The following is a 26479-nucleotide window of genomic DNA, read 5'->3' on the forward strand; positions in this document are numbered from 1 at the left end:
GCACTTCGTGCGCCCCAGGGCGCAGTTCCCCGCGCCCCTGAAGGCGCACTTCGTGCGCCCCAGGGCGCAGGTCCTCGCGGCTCTGAAGGCGCACTGCATGTGGCCCGGGGCGGGGAGGGGGTGCTGGCTGAGTTGGCTCGGGTGCGGGCTCGGGAGCCGGAGTCGGTGGGGCGGGCCGCTGCGCGGCGCGGGCGGGCCGACGGGCTGTTGGGGGAGGCCGGGCGGTTGATGGTCGTGGCCGCCGACCACCCGGCCCGGGGCGCGCTCGGCGTCGGAGAGCACGCGATGGCGATGGCCGACCGGGGCGAGTTGCTGGAGCGGCTGTGCCGGGCGTTGAGCCGGCCCGGCGTCGGCGGGGTGCTGGCCTCGGCCGATGTGCTCGACGACCTGCTGCTGCTCGGGGCGCTGGAGGGCAAGGTCGTCATCGGTTCGCTGAACCGGGGCGGGCTCGCCGGGGCCTCGTTCGAGCTCGACGACCGGTTCACCGGGCACCGGCCGCAGGACCTGGCCCGGCTGCGCTTCGACGCCGGGAAGCTGCTGCTGCGGATCGACTACGACGACCCGGGCTCGGGTTCCGTACGCACACTGGAGGCGGCGGCGCGGGCCGTGGACGAGATGGCCGCGCTGCGACTGCCTGTGTTCGTCGAGCCGTTCGTGGTGCGGCGCGATCCCGGATCGAGGCTGCCCCGCGCGGACCTGAGCGCCGACGCCGTCATCCGGTCCGTCGCCGTCGCCTCCGGGCTGGGCGGCACCTCCGCGTACACGTGGCTGAAGCTGCCCGTCACCGACGACCCGGACGACATGGCCCGCGTCATGGAGGCCTCCTCGCTGCCCGCGGTCCTGCTCGGCGGCGACATCAAGGACGGCGACCAGGACGCCGCGTTCGAGAAGTGGCGGGCCGCGCTCCGACTGCCCACCGTGCAGGGCCTGGTGGTCGGCCGCTCGCTGCTGTACCCGGCGGACGGCGATGTCGAGCAGGCCGTCGACACGGCCGTCGGGCTGCTGTAGCGGCGGGGGAGAGGGAGAGGAGAGTGGGGGCATGACCTACCTTCCCAGCGGCAGCGCGGGCGACGGGACGTACGCGCTCGTCGTCGACCCCGACCAGGCGGGCTGGTCCCGCGCCGCGCTCAAGGTGCTCGAACTGGGACCCGGGCAGCGGCACGTGTTCGACACCGGCGCGAGTGAATGGATCGTTCTGCCGCTGTCCGGTGGTTGCTCCGTCGAGGTGACAGGGCGGATCATCGAACTGCTGGGCAGGGACAGCGTGTTCAGCGGCGCGAGCGACTTCGCGTATCTTCCGCGCGAGACCCGCGCGGAGCTCTCCTCCGGCGCGGGAGGCCGGTTCGCCCTGGCAGGAGCGAAATGCGGGCGACGACTCCCCGTCCGTCACGGTCCCGCGCCGGAGGTCCCCGTCGAGGCCCGCGGCAGCGGCACGACGGCCCGTCAGGTGCGGAACTTCGCGGCGGCCGACACCTTCGACTGCGACCAGCTCATCGCCGTCGAGGTGATCACCCCGGGCGGGCACTGGTCCTCGTACCCGCCGCACAAGCACGACGAGCACCGGCCCGGCGTCGAGACCGAGCTGGAGGAGATCTACTACTTCGAGATCGAGGGCGACGGCGGCTACGGGTACCAGCGGGTGTCGCCCTCGCGGCCCGGCGGCACCGAGCTGCTCGCCGAGGTGCGCAGCGGCGACGCCGTCCTGGTGCCCGACGGCTGGCACGGGCCGTCGATCGCCCAGCCTGGGCACGCCATGTACTACCTCAACGTGATGGCGGGACCGGGCCCGGAGCGGGAGTGGCGGATCCGCTTCCACCCGGACCACGCGACGGAGGGATACCGATGACGGGGACGAGGACGGGGTCCGGGACGGCGACCGGGACGGCGCGGCTCACCACGGCGCAGGCCCTGGTCCGCTTCCTCTCCCGCCAGCACACCGAGCGGGACGGCGTCCGGCAGCGGCTGATCCCCGCGACCTGGGGCATCTTCGGCCACGGGAACGTGGCGGGGCTCGGCCAGGCGCTCGTGCAGTACGCCGACGCCATGCCCTTCCACCAGGGGCGCAACGAGCAGGCGATGGTGCACGCGGCCGTCGGCTTCGCGCGCCAGAGCGGCCGGCTCGCCACGCACGCCGTCACCACGTCGATCGGCCCCGGCGCCACCAACCTCGTCACCGGCGCAGCCCTCGCCACCATCAACCACCTGCCCGTCCTGCTGCTCCCCGGCGACGTGTTCGCGGCCCGGCCCGCCGACCCCGTGCTCCAGCAGCTGCAGGTCCCGTACGCGGGAGACGTGTCGGTCAACGACTGCCTGCGGCCCGTGTCCCGGTACTTCGACCGGATCGTCCGGCCCGAGCAGCTGATCCCCGCCGCCCTGGAGGCGATGCGGGTGCTCACCGACCCCGTCGACACGGGCGCGGTGACCCTGGCACTGCCGCAGGACGTGCAGGCGGAGGCGTACGACTGGCCGGAGGAGTTCTTCGCCGAGCGGGTGTGGACGGTGCGCAGGCCCCGCCCGGACGAGGCCGAACTCGCGGCGGCCGCACAGGCGTTGCGCCAGGCACGGCGCCCGCTGCTGATCGCGGGCGGCGGCGTGCGGCACAGCGCCGCCGAGGACGCGCTGCGGGAGTTCGCCGAGGCCACCGGCGTCCCCGTCGCGTCGACGCAGGCCGGCAAGGGCGCCCTGCCGTACGACCACCCGGCCGACGTCGGCGGGATCGGCCACACCGGCACCGCGCCGGCGAACGGGCTGGCGCGCGAGGCCGACCTCGTCATCGGCGTCGGCACCCGCTACACCGACTTCACCACCGCCTCCGGCACCCTCTTCGCCGCGCCGGACGTCCGCTTCCTGAACCTGAACATCGCGGCGTTCGACGCGCACAAGCAGGCCGCGCTGCCGCTCGTCGCCGACGCCCGCGCGGGCCTGACCGCGCTGCGCGAGGCGGTGCGCGGGGTGCGTGCCGACGCCGCGTACGTCACGGCGTACCGCGACGGCAAGGAGAGCTGGGAGCGCCGCGTCGACGCCTGTTTCGCCGCTGAGGACGATCTGGCGCGCCCGACCCAGGCCCAGGTGCTCGGCGCCCTCGACGCGCTGGTGACCGGCGAGGACATCCTGATCAACGCAGCGGGTTCGCTCCCCGGCGACCTGCACAAACTGTGGCGGACCCGGTCCCGCGACCAGTACCACGTCGAGTACGGCTACTCCTGCATGGGCTACGAGATCCCGGCCTCGCTCGGCGTAGCCCTCGCCGCGCCCGGCCGGCCCGTGTGGGCGCTGGTCGGCGACGGCACGTACCTGATGATGCCGACCGAGATCGTCACGGCCGTGCAGGAGAACATCCCGGTCAAGCTCGTCGTCCTGCAGAACCACGGGTACGCGTCGATCGGCGGGCTCTCCGCGTCCGTCGGCGCCGAGGGCTTCGCGACCGCGTACCGCTACAAGGACCGTGTCGGCACCTACACGGGCGCCCCGCTCCCCGTCGACCTCGCGGCCAACGTGGCGAGCCTCGGCATGGAGGTCCACCGCGCCAAGACCGTCCGCGACCTGCGCGAGGCGCTCGCCGCGGCCCGCGCCGCCGAGCGCCCCACATGTGTCTACGTCGAGACCGAAACGCCAGACACAGTGTCGGGCCCGCCTCCGGCGCAGGCGTGGTGGGATGTGCCCGTGGCCGAGACAGCCGACCGTCCGTCGGCGGTCAGAGCCCGCGAGGAGTACGACCGGCACGTCACCGCTCGACGCCGCCACCTCTGAGACGTAACAGGAGTTGCACCGCATGTCTGACACGAATCTCTCCGAGACGAAGTCGGTCCACCACTGGATCGGCGGCAAGACCGTCGAGGGCACGTCGGGCAACCACGGCCCGGTGACCGACCCCGCGACCGGCGCCGTCACCACCCGCGTCGACTTCGCCTCGGTCGAGGAGGTGGACGCCGCCGTCGCCGCCGCCAAGGAGGCGTACGCGACGTGGGGCCAGTCCTCCCTCGCCAAGCGCACCGAGATCCTCTTCCGCTTCCGCGCCCTGCTCGACGCCAACCGTGACGCGGTCGCCGAGCTGATCACCGCCGAGCACGGCAAGGTGCACTCCGACGCCCTCGGCGAGGTCGCCCGCGGCCTGGAGATCGTCGACCTGGCCTGCGGGATCAGCGTCCAGCTCAAGGGCGAGCTGTCCACCTCCGTCGCGACCCGCGTCGACGTGGCCTCGATCCGCCAGCCGCTCGGTGTCGTCGCCGGCATCACGCCGTTCAACTTCCCGGCCATGGTGCCGATGTGGATGTTCCCGATCGCCATCGCGTGCGGCAACACCTTCGTGCTCAAGCCGTCCGAGAAGGACCCGTCGGCCTCCCTCAAGATCGCCGAGCTGCTGGCCGAGGCCGGTCTGCCCGACGGTGTCTTCAACGTCCTGCACGGTGACAAGGTCGCCGTCGACCGCCTCCTGGAGCACCCGGACGTCGCCGCCGTCTCCTTCGTCGGCTCGACCCCGATCGCCCGCTACATCCACACCACCGCCGCCGCCAACGGCAAGCGCGTGCAGGCCCTCGGCGGCGCCAAGAACCACATGCTGGTGCTGCCCGACGCCGACCTGGACGCCGCCGCCGACGCCGCGGTCTCCGCCGCGTACGGCTCGGCGGGCGAGCGCTGCATGGCGATCTCCGCCGTCGTGGCCGTCGGCTCCGTCGCCGACGAGCTCGTCGCGAAGATCAAGGACCGCGCCGAGAAGATCAAGATCGGCCCGGGCAACGACCCGACGTCCGAGATGGGCCCGCTCATCACGGCCGCCCACCGCGACAAGGTCGCCTCCTACGTCGAGGGCGCCGCCGCCGACGGCTGCGAGGTCGTCCTCGACGGCACGGGCTACACGGTCGAGGGCCACGAGAACGGCCACTGGATCGGCCTGTCCCTCCTGGACCGCGTCCCGACCTCCGCCAAGGCCTACCAGGACGAGATCTTCGGCCCCGTCCTGTGCGTGCTGCGCGTCGACACGTACGAGGAGGGCCTGGAGCTCATCAACGCCTCGCCGTTCGGCAACGGCACCGCGATCTTCACCCGCGACGGCGGCGCCGCCCGCCGCTTCCAGCTGGAGGTCGAGGCCGGCATGGTCGGCGTCAACGTGCCGATCCCGGTCCCCGTCGGCTACCACTCCTTCGGCGGCTGGAAGGACAGCCTCTTCGGCGACCACCACATCTACGGCAACGACGGCACGCACTTCTACACCCGCGGCAAGGTCGTCACCACCCGCTGGCCCGACCCGGCCGACGCCCCCGCGGGCGTCGACCTGGGCTTCCCGCGCAACCACTGAGCGGGGTCAGGACACGGGCGCGGCCGGCTCAGCCCTGCGGGGCGGTGCCGCCCGCGCCCTGCTGCTTCACCTGCTCCGTCAGGTCCGCCGTGTCGGCGGCCGGCGGAGCGGTGACCGGCTTGGTGGAGCCGAACTTCAGGAAGTCCATCGAGATGCTCACCCGGCCCATGGACTGGTTCATCCGCACCGGCAGATCGTCACCGTCGACCCAGATGTCGTACGTGACCTTGTCGACGTCCCCGGTGAAGGACCCCATGAGGCCGTCCTTGTCCGTCTGGGACAGCGCGGAGCCTGACCGGTTCAGGCTCTCCGGGGTGATCGAGCCGCGGTAGTGCGTGGCCTTCTTGCCGCGGATCGTCTCCTCGCCGAGGTCCTTCACGTTCTTCGACAGGCCGATGTAGCGCAGTCCGGCCGTCGGGTCCGCGTTCTTGTCGGCCGCTGCGGCGCCGGACTCGCCGAGCACCGCGGAGACGTCGATGCGCATCCAGTGCTTGCCCGCGAGGGGACCGCTGGGCTGCGGGTCCACGTTGTAGAAGTAGGCGCCGTCGACCATCTTGGCGCGCAGCGTCGGGTCGTCCTGCACCGACTGCATCTGCGCGGCCTTCGTGTCCATCATGACGTCGTACGCGGCGCCGTCGCCCCAGGAGTACGTGCCGTCCATCGAGACCGGGCCCGCCCCCGTGCCCAGGTCCGTCGTGGACTCGATCTCGGCCGAGCCGAGGTCCTTCGTACGGTCCGAGGCCCGGGACAGCGCCGCCATGATCGTGTCGGCGTTCCCGACCGCCTCGGCCGTCTTCTTCGCGGTCTCGCCGCTGCAGGCCGTGGTCGTGGCCAGCGCCGCGACGGCGATCCCCGCCCAGGCCACGCTCCGTATGTGCTTCATGTCCCGCCCCTGTCACCTGTAGGTGTGCGTCCGCTGTGCGTCAGCTGTGCATCGTACGAAGATGCGAAAAGGGGCGGGTCCGGTTCCCGGGCTTCCGCACGAGGTGGGATGTGGTAGCGGAGCGCGAGACGTCCGGACTCCGGACTTTTTCCGAAGAACTTCGGCGTCCGGGCAACGGTTCCCGTACGGAGGCGACAAACCGGTCGACGTAGGTGTACCCGGCGGTACGCCTTGGAAGTCAAGGTCGAAGTTCGGCGGGGCTGCGTAGAAGGCGCTGAACTTTACAAAAGCCTTAGGAAGCGAGGGCGGCCGGGCCTGGAGCGAAGTGCGGAATCCGCAGGGAAACGGCCGTTGACGTTCCGGATATCGGCGAGGTTCTATGACCGCGCCGGGAGCGACACGAACCTTTCTTCACTGCACCACCGCGCACCTCACTGCCCTCGGAGGCGATAGCGCTCCCCGCCGAACCACCTGCCGCACGAGTCGATCGGAACCTCCATGACCGACACGCTTCGCCCTGCCGCCGCACCCGCGGTGGAGCCCCTGCCGAACTCGGCACCGCCCCAGAAGCTCAAGCGTTCCATCGGCGTCGTCGGCGGCACCTTGCTCACGCTCTCGTGCGTGACGCCCGCCTCCACGCTCTTCGTCGTCGTCCCCGACCTCTTCGGCTCGCTCGGCACGGCCACCGCGCTCACCATCGCCATCGGCTCGCTGCTCTGTATCGGCGTCGCGTTCTGCTACTCGGAGCTGGGCACCCTGATCCCCAGCGCGGGCGGCGAGTACGCCATGGTCTCCACGCTCTCCGGCCGCCTCGCCGGCTGGCTGGTCTTCGTCCTGTCCCTCCTGGTCGTGATGATCGTGCCGCCCGTGATCGCCATGGGCACGGCCGACTACCTGGCCCCGCTCGTCCACCTGGACCCGTCGATCGCGGGCGCCGGCGTCATGCTCCTCGCGACCCTCGCGGGCCTGCTCGACCTGCGCGCCAACGCGTGGATCACCGGCGTCTTCCTCGTCCTGGAGGTCATCGCCGCGGCCGTCGTCGCCGTCCTCGGCTTCGCCCACTCCGAGCGCGGCGCGGGCTCCCTCGTCTCCATGCAGGTCGCCGGCGAGGGCGGTCACCACGACACCGTCACCGCGATGCTCGTCGTCTCCGGCCTCGCGATCGCCCTCTTCATCACCCAGGGCTTCTCCACCGCCGTCTACCTCTCCGAGGAGCTGGAGAACCCCCGCAAGTCCGTGGCCCGCACGGTCCTCGCGACCCTCGCCATCTCCACGGTCATCATCATCGTCCCGGTCATCGCGATCACGATGGGCGCCAAGGACCTCTCCGCGCTCACCTCCGGCGACATCAGCAGCATGGTCGAGGCCTGGTCGAACTCGGCCGTCGGCACCTTCGTCTCCCTCTGCGTCGCCCTCGCCATCATCAACGCGGGCATCGTCATGGTGATCCAGAACTCCCGCGTCCTGTTCGCCTCCGCCCGCGACAAGGCCTGGCCCTCGCCGGTCAACCGCGCCCTGTCCAAGCTGGGCCGCTTCGGCTCCCCCTGGGTCGCCACCCTCGTCGTCGGCGTCCCCGGCGCGGCCCTGTGCTTCGTCAACCTCGACACCCTCTACGGCGTCACCGGCGTCTCCGTGACCGGCATGTACCTGCTCGTCGCGGTCGCCGCCCTGATGTCCCGCCGCGGCAGCCACCGCCACCAGTCGGCCTGGCGCATGCCGCTGTGGCCCGCCGTCCCCGCCGTCCTGATCGCGGTCATGGCCTACATCCTCAGCCAGCAGGAGGTCTCCTACCTCCTGTGGACCGGCGGCATCACCGCCGTCGCCACGCTCTACTGGGCCGTCTACCTGCGCCCCCGCAAGGAGACCCGCTGGCTGGTGACCCTCCCGGAGGACGCCCAGGCGTAACCCCCACCTCCGCTTCGGCGCCGGGCCCCCGTCTCGTACGGGGCCCGGCGCCGACGTGTGTCCCGGGCCCGCTCACCGATCGCCCGAAGCGGCCGGGAAGACGGACGAGGGTCGCTAGGCTCGGGCCATGGAGATCATCGAGGGGGCGGGCGCCTGGACGCGGCCCGGTGACGACGCCACGGACTGGAACGAGCAGCTGCGCAGGCCGGACCTGTCCGTCGGGACGTACTGCATCCCGGCCGGGGGCAAGGACACCCAGAGCCCGCACACGGAGGACGAGATCTACGTGGTCACGGCGGGCCGCGCGACGATCACGACCCCGGACCGCAGCGCCGAGGTCGGCCCCGGGGCGGTGATCTTCGTACCGGCCGGTGAGGAGCACCGGTTCACCGACATCACCGAGGACCTGGCCCTGCTCGTCGTGTTCGGCCCGGCCTACGGCTCACGCGGCTGAACGAAGCTCCACACCATCACCGCGCACGCCCCCTCGTCCACCCCGCCCGCGCTCCGGTACGCCGCGAGCGCGGGCGCGTTGTCCTGGTCGACGCCCACCCACATCCCGTAGCAGCCGCGCTCCCGGGCCAGGTCGGCCAGGGCGCGGATCAGGGCGCGGGCCGTGCCCCGGCGGCGATGGCCCTCGGCGACCGCCAGCTCGTAGAGGAACATCTCGCGGCCCTTGTCGGGGTGGAGCGTCTCGACGCCGCTGATGAAGCCGATCGGCCGGGCGGGATCGTCGGCGTCCTCGCAGGCCAGGAAGAGGTGGTGGCCCGGCGTCGCGAGGAAGGCGGCGGCCCACTCGGGGCGGGCCGGGGCGTCGAACAGGGGGGACGCGGCGAGGATTTCGGGCACGGTGGTCGCTCGGTCGATCCGCATGGGGGAGTTCTAGCAGGCGCCGCCGGCAGCGGCGATCGCGTTTCCGCGACGCCTACTGCGGTCGGCGTACGCGTGGCGCGGAGCGTACTCCCCGGGGAGGGCGGCGGGTTCAGCCCCCCGGTGGGACGTGCCGGGAGGGGCCGGGCCTTAGCGTGGACGCCATGGATCTACGACTGGGCGGGGCGTGGCGGCGCGGACGGCGATGGGCCGCCGGGGCGGCCGTCGCCGTGCTGCTCGCGGGAGCGGGGACCTGGTCCGCGGTGGCCTCCGGCGGCGAGCCCACCGTGCACCGGCAGGACCGCATGATGACGATGGGCGGCGGCGTACGGGTCGACACCTCGTACTTCACCGCCGGTGACAGCGGCGAGAAGCGGCCCGCGGTGCTGCTCGCGCACGGGTTCGGCGGCAGCAAGGCCGATGTGCGCGGCGAGGCCGAGCGGCTCGCGCGCGGCGGGTACGCGGTGCTGACCTGGTCGGCGCGCGGCTTCGGCCGCTCCGGCGGCAAGATCGGGCTCAACAGCGCTGACGCCGAGGTCGCCGACGTGTCCCGGCTCGTCGACTGGCTGGCCGGCCGCTCCGAGGTGAGGCTCGACAAGGCGGGCGACCCGCGCGTCGGTGTCACCGGCGCCTCGTACGGCGGCGCGGTGTCCCTGCTCGCCGCCGCCCACGACGACCGGGTCGACGCCATCGCACCGCAGATCACGTACTGGAACCTCGCCGACGCCCTGTTCCCCGACGGCGTGTTCAAGAAGCTGTGGACCGGGATCTTCTTCACCTCCGGGTCCGCCGACCTCGGCGCGCGCACGAGCGCGGCCGGCACCGGGTGCGGGCGGTTCGAGAAGGACCTGTGCGCCATGTACCGCAGGGTGGCCGTGTCCGGGGAACCGGACGCCGCCGCCCGCAAGCTCCTCGAGGAACGCAGCCCGTCGGCCGTCGGGGAGCGCATCAAGGTGCCCACCCTCATCGCGCAGGGGCAGACCGACTCGCTGTTCCCGCTCGGCCAGGCCGACGCGATGGCGCGGCAGATCCGGGCCAACGGCGCGCCCGTCGACGTCGACTGGCTCGCCGGCGGACACGACGGCGGCGACATGGAGGTGGACCGGGTCACCGGGCGCGTCTCCGCCTGGTTCGACCGCTACCTGAAGGGCGACAAGAGCGCGGACACCGGCCCCGCCTTCCGCGTCACCCGCACCGGAGGCGTCGACTCCACCGACGGCGCCGCCACCCTGCGCGGCGCGAGCGGCGCCACGTACCCGGGGCTGCGCGGCGAGCGCCGCGTGTCCGTCCCGCTGAAGTCCGGCACCGAGACCTTCGAGAACCCGCCGGGCGGCGGCCCGCCGTCGATCTCCGCCGTGCCCGGCCTGGGCAGCGTCTCCTCGCTGTCCTCCTCGCTCGGGCTGAGCGTCGCCCTCGACTTCCCCGGCCAGTTCGCCCGCTTCGACACCGCGCCGCTGAACCGCTCCGTGCACGTCACCGGCTCGCCGGCCGTCACCGCGCACGTGACCTCGTCCACCGGCAAGGCCGTCCTGTTCGCCAAGGTCTACGACGCCGGGCCCGGCGGAGCCCGCGAGGTGCTGCCCTCCCAGCTCGTCACCCCCGTGAAGGTGACCGGCGCGGGCGGCGCCGGCAAGGACGTCACGATCACGCTCCCCGCGATCGACCACGAGGTGCAGAAGGGGCACCGGCTGCGGCTCGTCCTGTCCTCGACGGACCTCGGGTACGCGTCACCGGCCGAGCCCGCCACGTACAAGGTCAGTCTGTCGGGCGGCGCGCTGAGCCTGCCGACGGCGCCCGGCGTCGAGACGGGCGCCGCGCCGCTGCCCTCCTGGGTGTGGTGGCTGCCGGCCGGGGCCGCGCTCGTCGCCGCCGCCCTCGTGCTGACCGCCCGCCGCCGCGCGAGCGCCCCCGCACCGGACCCGGAGCTCGCCGACGTCCCGCTCGTCATCACGGACCTGAGCAAGAAGTACGCGAAGTCCACCGACCGCTACGCCGTGCGCGACGTGTCCTTCCGCGTCGAACAGGGCCAGGTCCTCGGCCTGCTCGGGCCCAACGGGGCGGGCAAGACCACCACCCTGCGCATGCTCATGGGGCTCATCCGCCCCGACGCGGGCGAGATCCGCGTCTTCGGGCACGCGATCCGCCCCGGCGCACCCGTGCTGTCCCGGGTCGGCGCCTTCGTCGAGGGCGCCGGATTCCTGCCGCACCTGTCCGGCCGGGAGAACCTGGAGCTGTACTGGCGGGCCACCGGCCGCCCCGCCGAGGACGCGCACCTGGAAGAGGCCCTGGAGATCGCCGGGCTCGGCGACGCGCTGGCCCGGGCCGTGCGCACCTACTCGCAGGGCATGCGCCAGCGCCTCGCCCTCGCCCAGGCCATGCTCGGCCTGCCCGACCTGCTGATCCTCGACGAGCCGACCAACGGGCTCGACCCGCCGCAGATCCGCGAGATGCGCGAGGTGATGATCCGGTACGCGCGCGGCGGCCGCACCGTGATCGTCTCCAGCCATCTGCTCGCCGAGGTCGAGCAGTCCTGCACGCACCTCGTCGTCATGGACCGCGGCCGGCTCGTCCAGGCCGGTCCCGTCGCGGAGATCGTCGGATCCGGCGACACGCTCCTCGTCGGCCTGGGCGGCGAGATCGCCGACCCGGTGGTGGAGAAGATCGCCGCGCTGGACGGCGTCGACTCGGCGGTCCGCGCCGACGACGGCCTCGGCCTGCTCGTCCGGCTCACCGGCACGGGCAGCGCCACCCGGCTCGTCGCGGACCTCGTCCGGCTCGACGTGCCCGTGGCGTCCGTCGGCCCGCACCGCCGCCTGGAGGACGCGTTCCTCACGCTGATCGGAGGGACCCCCGCATGACCGCCACCGCCCCCGCCCCCGCGACCCCGACGGCCGCCGGCTACCGCCCCGGCCGCACCCTGCCCCTGCGGGTCGAGCTCGTCCGGCAGGTCAAGCGGCGCCGCACCCTCGTCATGGGCGCGGTGCTCGCACTCCTGCCCTTCGTGCTCGTCGCCGCGTTCGCCATCGGCGGCGAACCCGGCGGGCGCAACGGGCGCGTGACGCTGATGGACACGGCCACCGCGTCCGGCGCCAACTTCGCCGCGACCTGCCTGTTCGTGTCCGCCGGCTTCCTGCTCGTCATCCCCGTCGCCCTGTTCTGCGGCGACACCGTCGCCTCCGAGGCCAACTGGTCGAGCCTGCGCTACCTCCTCGCCGCCCCCGTGCCGCGCGCCCGGCTGCTGTGGTCCAAGCTCGTCGTCGCGCTCGGCATGAGCCTGGCCGCGATGGTGCTGCTGCCCGTCGTCGCCCTCGGCGTCGGCACCGCCGCCTACGGCTGGGGCCCGCTGGAGATCCCGACCGGCGGCGCGCTCGACGCGGGCACCGCGGCGCAGCGCCTGCTCGTCGTCATCGCCTACCTCTTCGTGTCCCAACTGGTCACCGCCGGGCTCGCGTTCTGGCTGTCGACGAAGACGGACAACCCGCTCGGCGCGGTCGGCGGCGCGGTCTTCCTCACCATCGTGGGCAACGTCCTCGATGCCGTCACCGCCCTCGGCTCCTGGCGCGACTTCCTGCCCGCGCACTGGCAGTTCGCGTGGGCGGACGTCATCCAGCCGCAGCCCGAGTGGAGCGGCATGATCCAGGGCACGGCCGTGTCGGTGGCGTGCGCGGTGGTCCTGTTCGCCCTGGCCTTCCGGGGGTTCGCCCGCAAGGACGTCGTGTCCTGACACGACGGTCCGGTCTCCGGAGGATCACCCACCGGTCACGACCGGCACCCGCCGTGACCCCTTTGAGGCCAAGGCGCAACCGCCCGGAACGAACATTCCGACCGCCTCCCGCGTCACAGTCACAAGGACACCGGCGACACCGGTGGATGACGCAACGGGAGGGGCGGCATGGAACACCGTACGGACAGGACCCGCGGCCGGAGGAGGCGCGGCGGCGCGCTCGTCGCCGCCGCGCTCGCCGGCGGGCTGCTGCTCACCGGATGCGGCGCCTCGGACACCGACGGCATGTCCTCCACCGAGGACAAGCGGATGCCGGCCGTCGGCTCCGGTGGCGCGCAGGGCGGTCCCGCCGCCTCCGTCGCCCCCGACGACGAGCGCCGCGACATGAGCGACAACCGCTCGACCTTCGCCCTCGACGTCGACACCGCCTCCTACGGCTACGCCCGCCGCACCCTCGCCGACGGCCGGCTGCCGGAGCCGGACACCGTGCGCCCCGAGGAGTTCGTCAACAGCTTCCGGCAGGGCTACCGGCGCCCCGACGGCAACGGCTTCTCGGTGACCGTGGACGGCGCCCGCTCCGGCGCCGACGGCTGGCGGCTGATGCGGGTCGGCCTCGCCACCGCCCAGGCCTCCGCCTCCGGCGAACGCCCGCCCGCCGCCCTCACCTTCGTCATCGACATCTCCGGCTCCATGGCCGAACCGGGCCGCCTCGACCTCGTCAAGGAGTCCCTCGGCACCCTCACCGACCAGCTCGGCGCCGACGACTCCATCGCCGTCGTCACCTTCAGCGACGAGGCCGAGACCGTCCTGCCGATGACCCGGCTCGGCGCCCGCGACGGCGCCGCCCGCGACCGCGTCCACCGGGCCGTCGACCGGCTCGAACCCACCGACTCCACCAACCTCGACGCTGGCATCCGCACCGGCTACGACACCGCCGTCGAGGGGGTGCGGGAGGGCGCCACCAACCGCGTCGTGCTGCTGTCCGACGCCCTCGCCAACACCGGCGAGACCGACGCCGACGCCATTCTCGAACGCATCGGGGACGCCCGCCGCGAGCACGGCATCACCCTGTTCGGCGTCGGCGTCGGCAGCGACTACGGCGACGCCCTGATGGAGCGCCTCGCCGACAAGGGCGACGGCCACACCACCTACGTCTCCACACCCGCCGACGCCCGCAAGGTCTTCGTCGACCAACTGCCCGCCAACGTGCAGCTGCGCGCCCGCGACGCCAAGGCCCAGGTCGTCTTCGACCGCGAGAACGTCACCGACTTCCGGCTCCTCGGCTACGAGAACCGGCGCGTCGCCGACGACGACTTCCGCGACGACACCGTCGACGGCGGCGAGATCGGCCCCGGCCACACCGTGACCGCCCTCTACGCCGTCAAGGTCCGCGAGGGCGCCGAGGGCCGCGTCGCCGAGGCCACCGTCCGCTGGCTCGACCCCGAGAGCCGGGCCCCGCGCGAGCGCAGCGGCACCGTCTCGGCGGCCGCCCTCGACCGCCCCCTGTGGTCGGAGGCCACCCCGCCCCGGCTGCGCCTGTCCGCGGCCGCCGCCTACTTCGCCCACCGCCTCGGCGGTTCGGGGGCCACCCCGTTCCCGGGCGAGCCGTCCCTCGACCGACTCGCCGCACATGTACGGGAGTTGGGCGCTTCCACCGAGGACCCGGACGTACAGGACCTGGCCGAGGCGATCGAGGAGGCGGAGGGGCTGCGGCGGGCCTAGCTGCCTTCTGGGTACACGGCCGTCAGAAGTGCCGGGTCAGCCAGTCGACCAGGATCGCGTTCGTGCCCTCGGGATCCTCCAGCTGCGTCCAGTGCCCCGTGCCGATCATCCGGCGCTCGAACTCCTCGAAGTACTGGAGGAGATCGTCGGTGAGCGCCGGATGACAGATCGGGTCGTGCCGCGCGGCGACGAGCAGTGCGGGGACACGGGCCTTGGGCACGTTCCCGTCCGGGAACCGCTCGCGCTGCACCTCCCAGTTCCGCAGGATGCTGTGGTACCAGCTCAGGCCGCCCCCGAACCCCGTACGGGCGTAAGCCTCGCTGTAGTACCGCAGCTCCTCCGGGCTCATCACGAGCTCGCCCGGCCACGTCGACTCGTCGTCCCACAGCCAGTGGATGTAGGACATGCTGTCGGGGTCGTGGCGGCCCGTCCGGGACAGGTTCGTGCCCGCGCCCGTGTCCCGCCGCATGAAGAAGCGGAACGAGCGCGCCGGGTCCTTGTCCAGTTCCTCCTCGCACTCGGGGGTGCGGAAGTGCGCCACGTAGTTCCGCGGCCCGTACGCCTTCTCGTACAGCTCGACGGGGTTCTCGCGCGAGTGGCCGAACGGGGTGTTGAGCGTGATGACACCGGCCACCGACTCCGGTTGGAGGTACGGCATCATCCACGAGACCATCCCGCCGAAGTCGTGCCCGACCACCACCGCCTTCTCGTAGCCGGCGTCGGCGATCAGTGCGGCGACATCGGCCGTCGTCTCCGCGATGCTGTAGGCGCTGCGGTCCTCCGGGCCGCTCGACAGGCCGTAACCCCGCATGTCGGGGGCCATCACATGGAAGCCCGCGTCGGCGATCGGGCGCAGCTGATGGCGCCAGGACGCGGCCAGTTCGGGGAAGCCGTGGCAGAGCACGACGCACACGTCGCGCGTCCTGTGCTCCGGCTTCTCCTCGAAGACGGCCAGGCGTGCGCCATCGGTGTCCACGAAGCGCGGCTCGGGCAGCTTGATCTCTACGGTCATCGTCTTCCGTTCTCCCGTTCGGGCAGGGTGGTTCGGGCGGGTGTTCGGACAGGTCGGTTCGGGCAGGTCGGTTCGGGCAGGTCGGTCCGCGCCGTTCCTGGGTCAGTTTTTGATCAAGTGATTCGATCGATCGATCGATTTCCGCAGGGCTGGTCTATGCTGCCGGGCATGGCCTCCAGCGCAGCGAACCGGCAGGGCGACGCCACCCGGCAGCAGTTGATCAAGGCGGCCGAGCGCCTCTTCGCCACCCAGGGCGTGGACGCCGTCTCGGTCCGCGCGGTCAACGCCGCGGCGGGCCAGGGACCGGCCTCCGTGCACTACCACTTCGGTTCCAAGGAGAACCTGGTGGCGGCCGTCCTCCTCGGCGTCGGCGCCGCCGTCCGCGACGAGATCGCCGCCAACTGCGACGCCCTGGCCGAGCGGCGCGAGGCCCCCACGCCCACCGAGGTCGTCCGCGCCCTCACCGACCCGTACCTCGCCCTGCTGCTGCGCCACCGCGTGCGCGGCATGCGCTGGGTGCAGATCGTGGTGCAGATCTCGCGCGACGGCCGCCCGGCCATCGAGTCCACCGGCCAGGACGCCGTCGCGGCGAGCCTGCGCAAGCAGGTGGGCCGCGCCTTCCCCGACTGCGACGCCGAACGCATCGACCTGCGCTGGCCGTTGGTGGTGATGGGCTTCCTCCAGATGCTCAGCCACGCCGACGGGCTCGGCGGCCGGGGCGCCCGCCTCGGCCGCGACGAACTCGTCGAGTTCTACGAGGACCTGGTCACCTTCGTCATCGGCGGCGCGGAGCGCATGCTCGGCTGAGTCCCGCCCTCGTCGACGGCCAGATCGCGGCCCCGGGTCTCCGCCAGCCGCCAGATCGCCAGCGCCGTCACCAGACCGCACCCGATCACCAGGCCCGCGAGCGGCGCGCTGCGCGCACTCCCCGACGCCGCGAACAGACTGCTCGCGACGAGCGGCGTGAACCCGGCCCCGACCAGCGCGGCCAGCTGATAGCCGAGCGAGGCGCCCGTGTACCGCACCCGGGTGCCGAACAGCTCGGACAGCAGCGGGGCCAGCGGCGCGTACATCGACGACTGGAGCAGTCCCTGCCCGAGCACCATCGCCGTGACCAGCAGCGCCGGTGACCCGGAGTCGATCAGCGCGAAGAACGGGAACGCGCCCAGCATCGTGGCGACCGCCCCGCCGAGCACCACTTTGCGGCGCCCGATCCGGTCGGAGAGCGCGGAGAAGAACGGGATCGCGACCAGCCCGACGAGCGAGGTGTAGAGCAGCCCCGTCATCACGTTCGCGCGCGTGTACCCGACGGTCGTGGCGTACGTGAGCATGAACGTGCTGATCATCGCGGTCAGCGCGAACGGGCCGATGCCCACCGCGCAGCCGAGCAGCAGCGTGCGCGGCCGGCGCAGCACCCGCAGCAGCGGCATCCGCGGACCTTCGGACGGCTCCCGCGCCGCGGCGGCCTGCTGCTGCCGGAAGAGCGGGCTCTCCGTCACCCCGAGCCGCACGTACAGGCCGATCCCGAGCAGCAGCGCGCTGCACAGGAACGGGATACGCCAGCCCCAGGCGAGGAAGTCCCTGGTCGGCAGCGTGGCGATCGCCGTCACCGTGATCGTGGAGAGCAGGCCGCCGAGCGGGGCGCCCATCTGCATGAGCCCGCTCCAGAACCCCCGGCGGCGGGCGTCGGCGTGCTCGACGACCATCAGCGTCGCGCCGCCCCACTCGCCGCCGATCGCGATGCCCTGCACCACGCGCAGCAGCACCAGCAGGGCGGGGGCGGCGACGCCGATCGTCGCGTACGTGGGCAGCAGGCCGATGAGGAAGCTGGCGCCGCCCATGAGGACCATCGTGAGGATCAGCATGGACTTGCGGCCGAGCCGGTCGCCGAAGTGCCCGAACACGGCGCCGCCGAGCGGGCGGGCGACGTAACCGGCGGCGAGCGTGCCGAACGCGGCGATGGTGCCGGCCGCCGGGTTGGACTGCGGGAAGAAGAGCTGGCCGAAGGCGAGGGCGGCCATGGTGCCGTAGACCAGGAAGTCGTAGTACTCGATGACGGTGCCGAGGAAACTCGACACCGCCACCTTGCGCAGCAGTACGGGGTCGGTGGGGATCGGTTCCGGGGAGGGGGACGGGGACGGGGACGGGGACGGGGACGGGGATGGGGATGGGGATGGGGATGGGGAGGCAGGCATGACGTACTCCCTTGAGCGGTAGGGACGTTGCCGGATCAGCCCTGCTGGTGGCCCGTGCCGTGGGGGAGCACGAGGATCTTCACGTGCTCGGCGGGGGAGCGCAGAGCGGCGAAGGCTTCGGGGACCTCGTCGAGTGGGATGCGGGATGTGATGATCGCCTCGGCGTCGATCTCACCGTCGGCGAGCCGCCGCAGCACTGTCTCGTACGCGTTCTCGGTGGGCCCGTGGCCGAAGTTCACGGCGATGCGCCGCAGCTGACCGACCACGGGGATGATCGTCTCGTCGGCGAACGGCGCGGCGAGGACCTGGATCCGCGAGTCGTACGGGAGCCGGTGCAGCAGCCCGCCCAGCATCCCGGCCCGCCCGCTGCACTCGTACGCGATGAGGATGCCGTCGCCCGTCTCCCCTTGCTGGACAAGGGAGTCGTAGAGCTCGATCGGGTCCTGCTCGGCCGGGTCGACGACATGGTCCGCGCCCATCTTCGCGGCGAGCTCGCGGCGTTTGGGCGAGGGTTCGGAGGCGATGACCGTCCGGACGCCGCGGGCCTTCGCCGCGACGATCGCGCCGAGGCCGATCGTGCCGCAGCCGATCACCAGCGCCGAGTCCGCGGCGGTGAGCCCGGAGCGCTGGACGTGCATCTCGCCGACGTGCAGCGGCTCGGCGAGCGCCGCGTGCTCCAGGGAGAGACCGTCGGGCACGTGGCGGGCCCAGAACGCGTCCACGGTGATGAAGTCGCCGAAGGCCCCGTGGTACGTGTTCGAGTAGCCGATGATCGTCGGGACGCCGGTGGCCGGATCGGTGACGATGCCGAGGCCCGCCACGCGGTCGCCGACGGAGAAGTCGCCCACCTCGGCGCCCGCCTCCGTGACGACGCCGGAGAACTCGTGGCCGAGCACGATCGGGCGCTCCGGATCGAACCGGGCGAGCGGATAGTCGGCGCCCTCGACCACCTCGCAGAACCGGTCCGCGTCCTTCGACACCGTCAGATCGCTGCCGCAGATGCCGCACGCGGCGACCTCGACGCGGAGCTGGCGCGGGCCGAGGGGCGGGAGTTCGGGCACGTCGGCGAGGCGGAACTCGCCGTCCAGGAACTGCACGGCACGCATGGCTCAGGCCTCCTCGGCTCGGGGCTCGCCGTAGTACTCGGTGTGCGCCTTGGTGATCGCTCCGGCCAGCTGCCCGATGAGCTGTTCGCGGTGGTCCTCGGCGAACTGCAGGCTGGCCTGGCGGTTCCGGTTCCGGTTGCGGAAGTGCGGGACGACCTCGGAGGCGAACAGTTCGTAACTGCGCTTGGTGTCCTCCCAGTTCGCCATGTCGACGTGCAGGACGAGCATCGTCCCGAAGCCGCCCGTCTTCTCGATCAGCGCCTCGATCCGGGCGATGGCCTGGTCCGGGGTGCCGATGACGGCCTGCCCGAACTCGCCGAGGGAGTTGTGGCGCCAGAAGTCGATGACGCCCTGCGGGGTGGCCGCCCAGTCGGGGTAGCGGCCGTTCTGCCGGTTCGCGTACGCGGCCATGGCCTGGATGCGGCGGCTGACCGCGCGCTCGGCGTCGGCCTGCGTCTCGGCCAGGAACATCGGGTTCACCAGGCGCCAGCGGGAACGGTCGGCGACGTGCCCGTGCTCGGCGGAGACCTTCTCGTAGATCTCCCAGTTCCGGTCCAGCGCGTCGAACCCGGCGGGGGAGCTCGCGGCCAGGGACAGCAGGGACAGGCCGTGCTTCCCGGCGAGCACCGATCCGTTCGGGGAGACGGTGGAGGCGGCGACGACCTCGATGCCGGCCGGGTCGTACGTCGGCAGCTGGGCCCGTGCCTCGCGGAGCGTGAACCAGTCCGTCTCCCGCGACACCACCTCGCCGCGCAGCAGCGGCAGTACGACCTCCAGCGCCTCGCCCTGCATGAGCCGCTGCTCGGCCGGGTCGATGCCCATCATGCGCGCGTCCAGCGGGATCTTCCCCGGCCCGGTCCCCAGGATCACCCGGCCCCGGGTCTGCAGGTCGAGCTGCGTGATGCGGTCGACGGTGATCAGCGGGTGGTGGTACGGCAGCGAGACCACACCCGTGCCGAACCGGATCCGGGACGTCCGCTCGGCCGCCGCCGCGATGAACTGGTCCGGCGCGGGCACGATCTCGGCCCCTGTCGAATGGTGCTCACCCATCCACGCCTCCTCGAACCCGAGGTGGTCCAGATGGGTCATGAGATCGATGTCCCGCCGCAACTGGAGCGCGGGATCCGCGTCCAGCGGGTGGAACGGGGCGAGGAAGGCCCCGAACTTCAGTGATTCGGCCGACCACATCGTTGAACTTCCCCTCACTTGACGCTACTTGGCGCTGCGTTGCACCGGGCGGAGCGAGCACGGGAACACTCGGGCATCCCCGGCGAAGCGGGCCCGATGCCTGGTTGTGTATCACGTATTTCAATCACGTGATAGAACTCTTACCGCTGACCGGGACCGCCCCCCGGACATGCCTCAGGCCCGCGCTGCGTGGGGAACCAGCGCGGGCCTGAATCGACTTCTGTGCGGTTTGCGGGCGGTTTGCGGGTGGACCTACCGGATCTGCCGCCCCGAGATCGCGCGGGCGATGACCAGGCGCTGGATCTCGCTCGTGCCCTCGAAAATGGTGTAGATCTTCGCGTCCCGGTACATGCGCTCGACGGGGTGCTCGCGGCTGTAGCCGGCGCCGCCGAGGACCTGGATGGCCTTCTCCGTCGCCGAGACCGCGAGTTCGCCGGCCCGGAGCTTCGACATCGAGCCCTGGCCCGCGTCGAAGGTCTTGTTGTTGCGGGCCATCCACGCGGCCTGCCAGATGAGGAGGCGGCAGGCCTCGATCTCCGTACGGATGTCCGCGAGGGCGAAGGCGATGGCCTGGTTGTCGATGATCGGGCGGCCGAACGCCTCACGTTCGCCCGCGTAGTCGAGGGCGTACTCGTAGGCGGCGCGGGCGATGCCGAGAGCCTGGGCGCCGACCGTGGGGCGGCTGACCTCGAACGTGGACATCGCGGCCTGTCCGCGACCGCCCCGGGTCCCCTCGCGGGCCCGCGCGAGACGGGCGTCGAGCTTCTCCTTGCCGCCGAGCAGGCAGTGGCCCGGGACCCGTACGTCGTCGAGGAAGACATCGGCGGTGTGCGAGGCACGCAGGCCCAGCTTCTTGATCTTGCGGGCGCCTTCGAGGCCCGGAGTGCCCGGCGGCACGATGAAGGCCGCCTGGCCGCGCGAGCCCAGCTCCGGGTCGACGGAGGCGACGACCACGTGCACGTTCGCTATCCCGCCGTTGGTGATCCAGGCCTTCTGGCCGGACAGGACCCATTCGTCCTTGGCCCCGTCGTAACGGGCCCGCGTCCGCATCGCCGCCACGTCCGAACCGGCCTGCGGCTCGGACACGCAGAACGCGGCGAGCTTCGGGTCCGTCTCGTCGCCGAAGCACTGCGGCACCCACTCGGCCAGCTGATCGGGCGTCCCGGACGAGAAGATCCCGGCCACCGCGAGCGAGGTGCCGAACAGCGACATGCCGATGCCGGCGTCGCCCCAGAACAGCTCCTCGTTGGCGATCTGCAGGGAGATCCCCGTCGGGTCGCCGAACAGCTCGGCCAGCGACTCGAACCCGTACAGGCCGATCTTCGCGGCCTCCCGGATCACCGGCCAGGGAGTCTCCTCGCGCTCGTCCCACTCAGCGGCCGCGGGGCGCACGACCTCCGCCGCGAAACCGTGCACCCAGTCCCGCAGCTCCCGCTGCTCCTCGTCCAGTTCGAGAGAGAACACCATGCCCGCCGCGCCCCCTAGGCCTTCGGGATGTCGAAGTAGCGGGTCAGGCCGGAGGCGAGCGCGACATCGCCCGCGATCTTGACCTTGCGCATCATGAACATGGTGACGGGCGAGGAGTTGCCCGAGACCAGCTTGAGGAAGTCGGCGTCGCCCATGATGAGCGTGACGCGCGGCTCCGCGTCCGAACGGCCCTCGGTGACCGTGCAGGTGCCCTTCGAGATGTGCGTCTCGTAGACGGCCTCGGGGTTGTCGCCCTGACCCGTGACCTTCCAGCGGATCAGCGCCTCCAGCTGCCCGGCGACCTCGGGCTTGAACTGCCGCTCCATGCGCCCGAAGACCTCCTTCAGGACACGGCCGCGCAACTCGGCGTCCCGCGCGATCTCGTTGATCTCCTTCGCGGACAGGCCCTTGACGATCCGTGCGAACTCCTCGGGCGTGACGCTCGCGAAGTCGAGGCCCGCGATCTCGTCGGCACCGCTCATGGAAGTCTCCCTCGGTAAGTTTCTTACTAATCAGTAAGATTACTGCTTGGTAAGGTTACGGCGACGTAGATAGGCTGACAAGGGTGACGGGGACACGGGGAGCGGCTCAAGGGCGCACGGCAGCGGCCGGGCGGCGCAAGCGCGTGCCGCGCGAAGTGCGCGAGCAGCAGATCATCGACGTGGCCGTGGGCGTCTTCGCCAAGCGCGGCTATCACGCGGCCAGCGTCGACGAGATCGCCGAACTCGCGGGGATCTCCAAGCCGATGGTCTATCTCTACCTCGATTCCAAAGAGGGCCTCTTCCTCGCCTGCCTGCGGCGCGAGGCCGCACGTCTGGTCGCCGCCTTCCAGGACGCGGCGCGCGGCGCCGGCGCCGCCCCCGAACTGCGGCTCTACGCAGGTCTGTCCGCGTTTTTCGCCTTCGTCGCCGAGCACCGCGACAGCTGGGTCGTCCTCCATCGCCAAGCCTCCGAGCTCAGCGAGGCGATCGCCGCGGCCGTCGCCGAGGCGCGCCGCGCGGTGATGGCCGAGGTCGCCGGACTGATCAGCGACGGCATCAGCGACAGCGGCCGCGGCGAGCGACTGCGCGCCCAGGACGCCGACTTCGTGGCGCACGCCCTGGTCGGCGCCGCCGACTCGCTCACCGACTGGACCGAGCAGAACCCGGGCCAGTCACCCGAGGGTGTCGCCCTGCGGCTCATGAACATGGTGTGGGTGGGCATGCGCGACGTACTCGACGGCGAGGCCTGGCTGCCCCGCGACTGACTCCTCTCGCGACCTCCTCACGGCTCCCCTCCCGTTTCCGCTCGCGGCTCCCCTCCCGTTTCCGCTCGCGGCTCCCTTCCCGTCTCCCGTGCGGATTCCTGCGTGACCCGTTGAATTTTCCTTACGCGTGGGTAAGTTGACCTCCCAGTAAGTACGAGCAAGCACCGGAGTTCAGCAGCCGCGCGACCGGGAGCCGTCATGGGCGTACGCAAGGATCTGAAGCGGGCCAGGAAGCGAAGCGACCTCGCTGAACGGGCCAGACCCGAACTCGTCAGGGACGAACACGGAACCGTCCGCCAGGCACACGTCGCCCCGCTCGCCGCCCCACCCGCCGACGGCTCCACCCCTGCCGACATCCCGTACACCAACGCCGCCGAGGACCCGGGCGCCGTCGTCCTGCGCCGCAAGGAGGCGGGGGAGTGGAAGCCGGTCACCGCGGCCGCCTTCGCCCGCGAGATCACCGCCGCCGCCAAGGGACTGATCGCCGCCGGACTCGAACCCGGCGGCCGCGTCGCCCTCATGTCCCGCACCCGCTACGAATGGTCGGTCCTCGACTTCGCGATCTGGGCCGCCGGCGGCCAGACCGTCCCCGTCTACGCCACCTCCTCACCCGAACAGATCGAATGGATCCTGCGGGACTCCGGCGCCCGCCAGCTCATCGTCGAGACCCCGGAGAACGCCGCGGCCGCCGAGAGCGCCCTCGCCGCGCTCCCCGAGAACGACCGCCCCGCTGTCCGCCAGCTCGACGCAGGAGCCGTCCTCGAACTCGCCACGCTGGGCCGCGACATACCCGACGAGGAAGTCACCAAGCGCCGCGCCGCTCTCACCCCCGACACCATCGCCACCGTCTGCTACACCTCCGGCACCACCGGACGCCCCAAGGGCTGCGTCCTCACCCACGGCAACCTCCACGCCGAGGCCGCCAACACCGTCGAGCTCCTCCATCCCATCTTCAAGGCCATCACCGGCCAGACCGCCTCCACCCTCCTCTTCCTCCCCCTCGCCCACATCCTCGGCCGCACCATCCAGATCGCCTGCCAGCTCGCCCGCATCGAGCTCGGCCACTGCCCGAGCATCAAGCCCGACGAACTGCGGCCCGAACTCCGCTCCTTCCGCCCCACGTTCGTCGTCGGCGTCCCCTACCTCTTCGAGAAGATCCACGAGACCGGACGCGCCACCGCCGAGAAGATCGGACGCGGCGCCTCCTTCGAACGCGCCGACCGCATCGCCGTCCGCTTCGCCGAAGCCCACCTCACCCGCTTCCTGGACGGCGGCCAGGGCCCGGCCCCCGCCCTCCGGCTCGCCGCCGGCCTCTACGACCTCCTCGTCTACCGCCGCGTCCGCAAGGAACTCGGCGGCCGCCTGCGCTACGCCATCAGCGGCGGCTCCCCCCTCGACCGCAACCTCAACCTCTTCTTCTACACAGCCGGCATCGTCGTCTACGAGGGCTACGGCCTCACCGAGACCTCGGCCGCCGCCACCATCACCCCACCGCTGCGCCCACGCCCCGGCACCGTCGGCCTCCCCGTACCCGGCACCACCATCCGGATCGCCGACGACGGCGAGGTGCTCGTCAAGGGCGGCATCGTCTTCGGCTCCTACTGGCAGAACCAGGACGCGACCGACGAAGTCCTTGACCCCGACGGCTGGTTCGCCACCGGAGACCTCGGCGAACTCGACGCCGACGGCTACCTCCGCATCACCGGCCGCAAGAAGGACATCCTCGTCACCAGCGGCGGCAAGAACGTCTCCCCGGCCGTCCTGGAGGACCGCCTGCGCAGCCGCTCACCCGTCGGCCAGTGCATCGTCGTCGGCGACAACCGCTCCTACATCGCCGCCGTCATCACCCTCGAACCCGAGTCCGTCGCCCACTGGCTCAGCGTGCGGAAACTGCCCGCCGACACCCCCATGTCCGAGGTGATCGCCGACCCGCGCATCGTCGCCGCTGTCCAGAAGGCCGTCGACTACGCCAACGAGGCCGTCTCCCGCGCCGAGTCCATCCGCAAATTCACCCTGGTCGACGGCGAGTTCACCGAGGACAACGGACTGCTCACCCCCTCCCTGAAGATCAAACGAACAGCGGTCATGGCGGCGTACGCCCGCGAGATCGAGGAGCTGTACGGTGCCTGAGCCCCAGCCTCAGCCTGATCCCGCGTCCGAGCCCGGCACGGACTACGACGTCGTCGTCGTGGGCTCCGGATTCGGCGGCTCCGTCTCCGCCCTCCGGCTCACCGAGAAGGGCTACCGCGTCGCCGTCCTCGAAGCCGGCCGCCGCCACACCCGCGACACCCTGCCCCGCACCTCCCTCTCCCTGCGCGACTACCTCTGGGCACCCCGCCTCGGCATGTACGGCATCCAGCGCATCCACCTGATGAAAAACGTCATGGTGCTCGCCGGCGCCGGCGTGGGAGGCGGCTCCCTCAACTACGCCAACACCCTCTACGTACCCCCGGCCCCCTTCTTCCGCGACCGCCAATGGGCCGACATCACCGACTGGCAGCGCGAACTCGCTCCGTATTACGACCAGGCCCGCCGCATGCTCGGCGTGCGCACCAACCCCACCACCACCGAGGCCGACGAACTGCTGCGGGACGCGGCCGGACGGATGGGCGCGGGGGACACCTTCCGGCTCACGCCCGTGGGCGTGTTCTTCGGCGACGGTGAGGACGCCGACGGTTCGACAACGGCCGGGCCCGGCACGGAAGTTCCCGATCCCTATTTCGGAGGTGCCGGACCCGCCCGCACCGCCTGCACCGAATGCGGATCCTGCATGACCGGCTGCCGCGTCGGCGCCAAGAACACCCTCACCGAGAACTACCTTCACCTCGCCGAACGGGCCGGCGCCGAGGTCCGCCCCATGACCACGGTCACCGCCGTACGCGAACGGTCCGACGGCACGTACGAGATCACCACCGTGCCCACGAACCGGCAGCGCCGCGGCCGCCGCACCGTGCTCCGCGCCCGCCGCGTCGTCCTCGCCGCCGGCACCTACGGCACCCAGACCCTGCTGCACCGGATGAGAGCCGACGGGACCCTGCCCCGCCTCTCCGACCGGCTCGGCGTGCTCACCCGCACCAACTCCGAGGCCCTGGTCGGCGCCCTGACCTGGCCGCGCCGGCTCGGCCGCAAGGACATCGACTTCACCCGCGGCGTCGCTATCACCTCGTCCGTCCACCCCAACCCCACCACCCACATCGAGAACGTCCGCTACGGCAAGGGCTCCAACCTCATGGCCCTCATCTGCGTTCCGCAGTACCGCCAGAACCTGCCCAAGCCGCTCGCCGCCGCCCTCGCCTTCCTCTCCCACCCGGTCCTCGTCGCCCGCACCGTCGTCCTGCGCCGCTGGTCCGAGCGGACCATCATCGGTCTCGTCATGCAGACCCACGACAACTCCCTCACCACGAGCCTCACCCGGCGCGGACAGCTCACCGCCGAGCAGGGCCACGGAACGCCCAACCCCGTGCACATCCCGGAAGGCTGGGAGGCGGCGGGCCTGATCGCCGAGTCCATCAACGGCTTCGCCGGCACCAACCTCGGCGAGTTGCTCGGCAAGCCGCTCACCGCCCACTTCCTCGGCGGCTGCCCGATCGGCGCGACGCCGGAGCGCGGGGTCGTGGATCCGTACCACCGGCTGCACGGACATCCGGGGATCTCGGTGGTGGACGGTTCGGCGGTCTCCGCGAACCTCGGGGTCAACCCGTCGCTGACGATCACGGCGCAGGCCGAGCGGGCCATGTCGTACTGGCCGAACAAAGGGGAGAAGGACCCCAGGCCCGAACCGGGGGCCGCGTACGCGGAACTGAGGCCGGTCATGCCGAAGGCCCCGGCCGTTCCGGCGGGGGCGTTCGGCGCGCTGAGGTGGTGA

21 protein-coding genes are annotated in these 26479 nt (G+C 72.0%); 13 read left to right on the forward strand and 8 right to left on the reverse strand.

Translation table 11 applies throughout. The annotated features are described in order from the left end of the window. Positions 1 to 228 precede the first annotated feature (228 nt). From IAG42_RS38595 to mmsA, 4 genes are read left to right on the forward strand one after another with little or no spacing between them, the layout of a single operon-like run. Entirely contained in the window at positions 229 to 1008 is a 780-nt protein-coding gene (locus IAG42_RS38595) for a Cgl0159 family (beta/alpha)8-fold protein (protein ID WP_394811290.1), read from the forward strand. A gap of 31 nt (positions 1009 to 1039) precedes the next feature. Further along, entirely contained in the window at positions 1040 to 1846 is an 807-nt protein-coding gene (gene iolB, locus IAG42_RS23030; protein ID WP_188338849.1) for a 5-deoxy-glucuronate isomerase, read from the forward strand. After that, the gene (gene iolD / locus IAG42_RS23035) at positions 1843 to 3750 is read left to right on the forward strand and encodes a 3D-(3,5/4)-trihydroxycyclohexane-1,2-dione acylhydrolase (decyclizing) (protein WP_188338850.1); all 1908 of its coding nucleotides are present in this window, start codon (positions 1843 to 1845) and stop codon (positions 3748 to 3750) included. Before iolB ends, iolD begins: the two co-directional genes overlap by 4 nt. Positions 3751 to 3772: 22 nt before the next feature. Then, the gene (gene mmsA, locus IAG42_RS23040) at positions 3773 to 5296 is read left to right on the forward strand and encodes a CoA-acylating methylmalonate-semialdehyde dehydrogenase (RefSeq protein WP_188338851.1); all 1524 of its coding nucleotides are present in this window, start codon (positions 3773 to 3775) and stop codon (positions 5294 to 5296) included. 28 nt (positions 5297 to 5324) lie between these two features. Here the strand turns inward: mmsA and IAG42_RS23045 are convergent, their stop codons facing one another. Next, a complete protein-coding gene (locus IAG42_RS23045) occupies positions 5325 to 6179 on the reverse strand; it encodes a LolA-like protein (protein ID WP_188338852.1) in 855 nt (284 codons plus the stop codon). A gap of 498 nt (positions 6180 to 6677) precedes the next feature. Between IAG42_RS23045 and IAG42_RS23050 the strand changes: the two genes are divergently transcribed. Further along, positions 6678 to 8084, forward strand: coding sequence for an APC family permease (locus IAG42_RS23050; RefSeq protein ID WP_188338853.1), 1407 nt, complete (start codon positions 6678 to 6680; stop codon positions 8082 to 8084). Between the two features lie 127 nt (positions 8085 to 8211). After that, positions 8212 to 8538, forward strand: a complete 327-nt coding sequence (locus tag IAG42_RS23055) for a cupin domain-containing protein (protein ID WP_188338854.1) — start codon at positions 8212 to 8214, stop codon at positions 8536 to 8538. Here the strand turns inward: IAG42_RS23055 and IAG42_RS23060 are convergent. Next, on the reverse strand, positions 8520 to 8957 hold the full coding sequence (locus IAG42_RS23060; protein ID WP_188338855.1) for a GNAT family N-acetyltransferase: 438 nt from the start codon (positions 8955 to 8957) through the stop codon (positions 8520 to 8522). The genes IAG42_RS23055 and IAG42_RS23060 overlap by 19 nt on opposite strands. 161 nt (positions 8958 to 9118) lie before the next feature. On the opposite strand from IAG42_RS23060, the gene IAG42_RS23065 reads away from it, so the two are divergent. The 3 genes from IAG42_RS23065 (at position 9119) to IAG42_RS23075 (ending at position 14400) form a co-directional block, all read left to right on the forward strand. Further along, positions 9119 to 11812: an alpha/beta fold hydrolase gene (locus IAG42_RS23065; RefSeq protein ID WP_188338856.1), complete on the forward strand. Its 2694-nt coding sequence runs from the start codon at positions 9119 to 9121 to the stop codon at positions 11810 to 11812. After that, positions 11809 to 12678 carry an ABC transporter permease gene (locus IAG42_RS23070; RefSeq protein WP_188338857.1) on the forward strand — a complete coding sequence of 290 codons (870 nt, stop codon included), beginning with the start codon at positions 11809 to 11811 and terminating at the stop codon, positions 12676 to 12678. The genes IAG42_RS23065 and IAG42_RS23070 overlap by 4 nt, the downstream gene beginning before the upstream one ends. Before the next feature lie 168 nt (positions 12679 to 12846). Beyond that, on the forward strand, positions 12847 to 14400 hold the full coding sequence (locus IAG42_RS23075) for a vWA domain-containing protein (RefSeq protein ID WP_188338858.1): 1554 nt from the start codon (positions 12847 to 12849) through the stop codon (positions 14398 to 14400). A 22-nt stretch (positions 14401 to 14422) separates the two neighbouring features. On the opposite strand, the gene IAG42_RS23080 is transcribed toward IAG42_RS23075, so the two are convergent. Then, entirely contained in the window at positions 14423 to 15412 is a 990-nt protein-coding gene (locus tag IAG42_RS23080) for an alpha/beta fold hydrolase (RefSeq protein ID WP_223206128.1), read from the reverse strand. Positions 15413 to 15580: 168 nt separating this feature from the next. Here IAG42_RS23080 and IAG42_RS23085 point away from each other — a divergent pair, with 168 nt between their 5' ends. Further along, a complete protein-coding gene (locus tag IAG42_RS23085; RefSeq protein ID WP_188338859.1) occupies positions 15581 to 16219 on the forward strand; it encodes a TetR/AcrR family transcriptional regulator in 639 nt (212 codons plus the stop codon). On the opposite strand, the gene IAG42_RS23090 is transcribed toward IAG42_RS23085, so the two are convergent. The 5 genes from IAG42_RS23090 to IAG42_RS23110 form a co-directional block, all read right to left on the reverse strand. Then, positions 16165 to 17607: an MFS transporter gene (locus IAG42_RS23090; protein ID WP_188338860.1), complete on the reverse strand. Its 1443-nt coding sequence runs from the start codon at positions 17605 to 17607 to the stop codon at positions 16165 to 16167. The two genes, IAG42_RS23085 and IAG42_RS23090, sit on opposite strands and share 55 nt — an antisense overlap. A 35-nt stretch (positions 17608 to 17642) precedes the next feature. After that, the gene (locus IAG42_RS23095; RefSeq protein WP_188338861.1) at positions 17643 to 18713 is read right to left on the reverse strand and encodes an alcohol dehydrogenase catalytic domain-containing protein; all 1071 of its coding nucleotides are present in this window, start codon (positions 18711 to 18713) and stop codon (positions 17643 to 17645) included. Between the two features lie 3 nt (positions 18714 to 18716). Continuing rightward, entirely contained in the window at positions 18717 to 19901 is a 1185-nt protein-coding gene (locus IAG42_RS23100; RefSeq protein ID WP_188338862.1) for an LLM class flavin-dependent oxidoreductase, read from the reverse strand. Positions 19902 to 20153: 252 nt separating this feature from the next. After that, a complete protein-coding gene (locus IAG42_RS23105; RefSeq protein WP_188338863.1) occupies positions 20154 to 21368 on the reverse strand; it encodes an acyl-CoA dehydrogenase family protein in 1215 nt (404 codons plus the stop codon). Positions 21369 to 21382: 14 nt separating this feature from the next. Further along, a complete protein-coding gene (locus IAG42_RS23110; protein WP_188338864.1) occupies positions 21383 to 21850 on the reverse strand; it encodes an SCP2 sterol-binding domain-containing protein in 468 nt (155 codons plus the stop codon). Positions 21851 to 21933: 83 nt separating this feature from the next. Here IAG42_RS23110 and IAG42_RS23115 point away from each other — a divergent pair, with 83 nt between their 5' ends. The 3 genes from IAG42_RS23115 (at position 21934) to IAG42_RS23125 (ending at position 26479) form a co-directional block, all read left to right on the forward strand. After that, positions 21934 to 22614, forward strand: coding sequence for a TetR/AcrR family transcriptional regulator (locus tag IAG42_RS23115; protein WP_223206129.1), 681 nt, complete (start codon positions 21934 to 21936; stop codon positions 22612 to 22614). A gap of 198 nt (positions 22615 to 22812) precedes the next feature. Continuing rightward, on the forward strand, positions 22813 to 24744 hold the full coding sequence (locus IAG42_RS23120) for an AMP-dependent synthetase/ligase (RefSeq protein WP_188338865.1): 1932 nt from the start codon (positions 22813 to 22815) through the stop codon (positions 24742 to 24744). After that, complete coding sequence (locus IAG42_RS23125; RefSeq protein WP_188338866.1) at positions 24737 to 26479, forward strand: GMC family oxidoreductase; 1743 nt, start codon at positions 24737 to 24739, stop codon at positions 26477 to 26479. Before IAG42_RS23120 ends, IAG42_RS23125 begins: the two co-directional genes overlap by 8 nt.

The sequence above is a fragment of the Streptomyces xanthii genome (assembly GCF_014621695.1).
Taxonomy (GTDB): domain Bacteria; phylum Actinomycetota; class Actinomycetes; order Streptomycetales; family Streptomycetaceae; genus Streptomyces; species Streptomyces xanthii.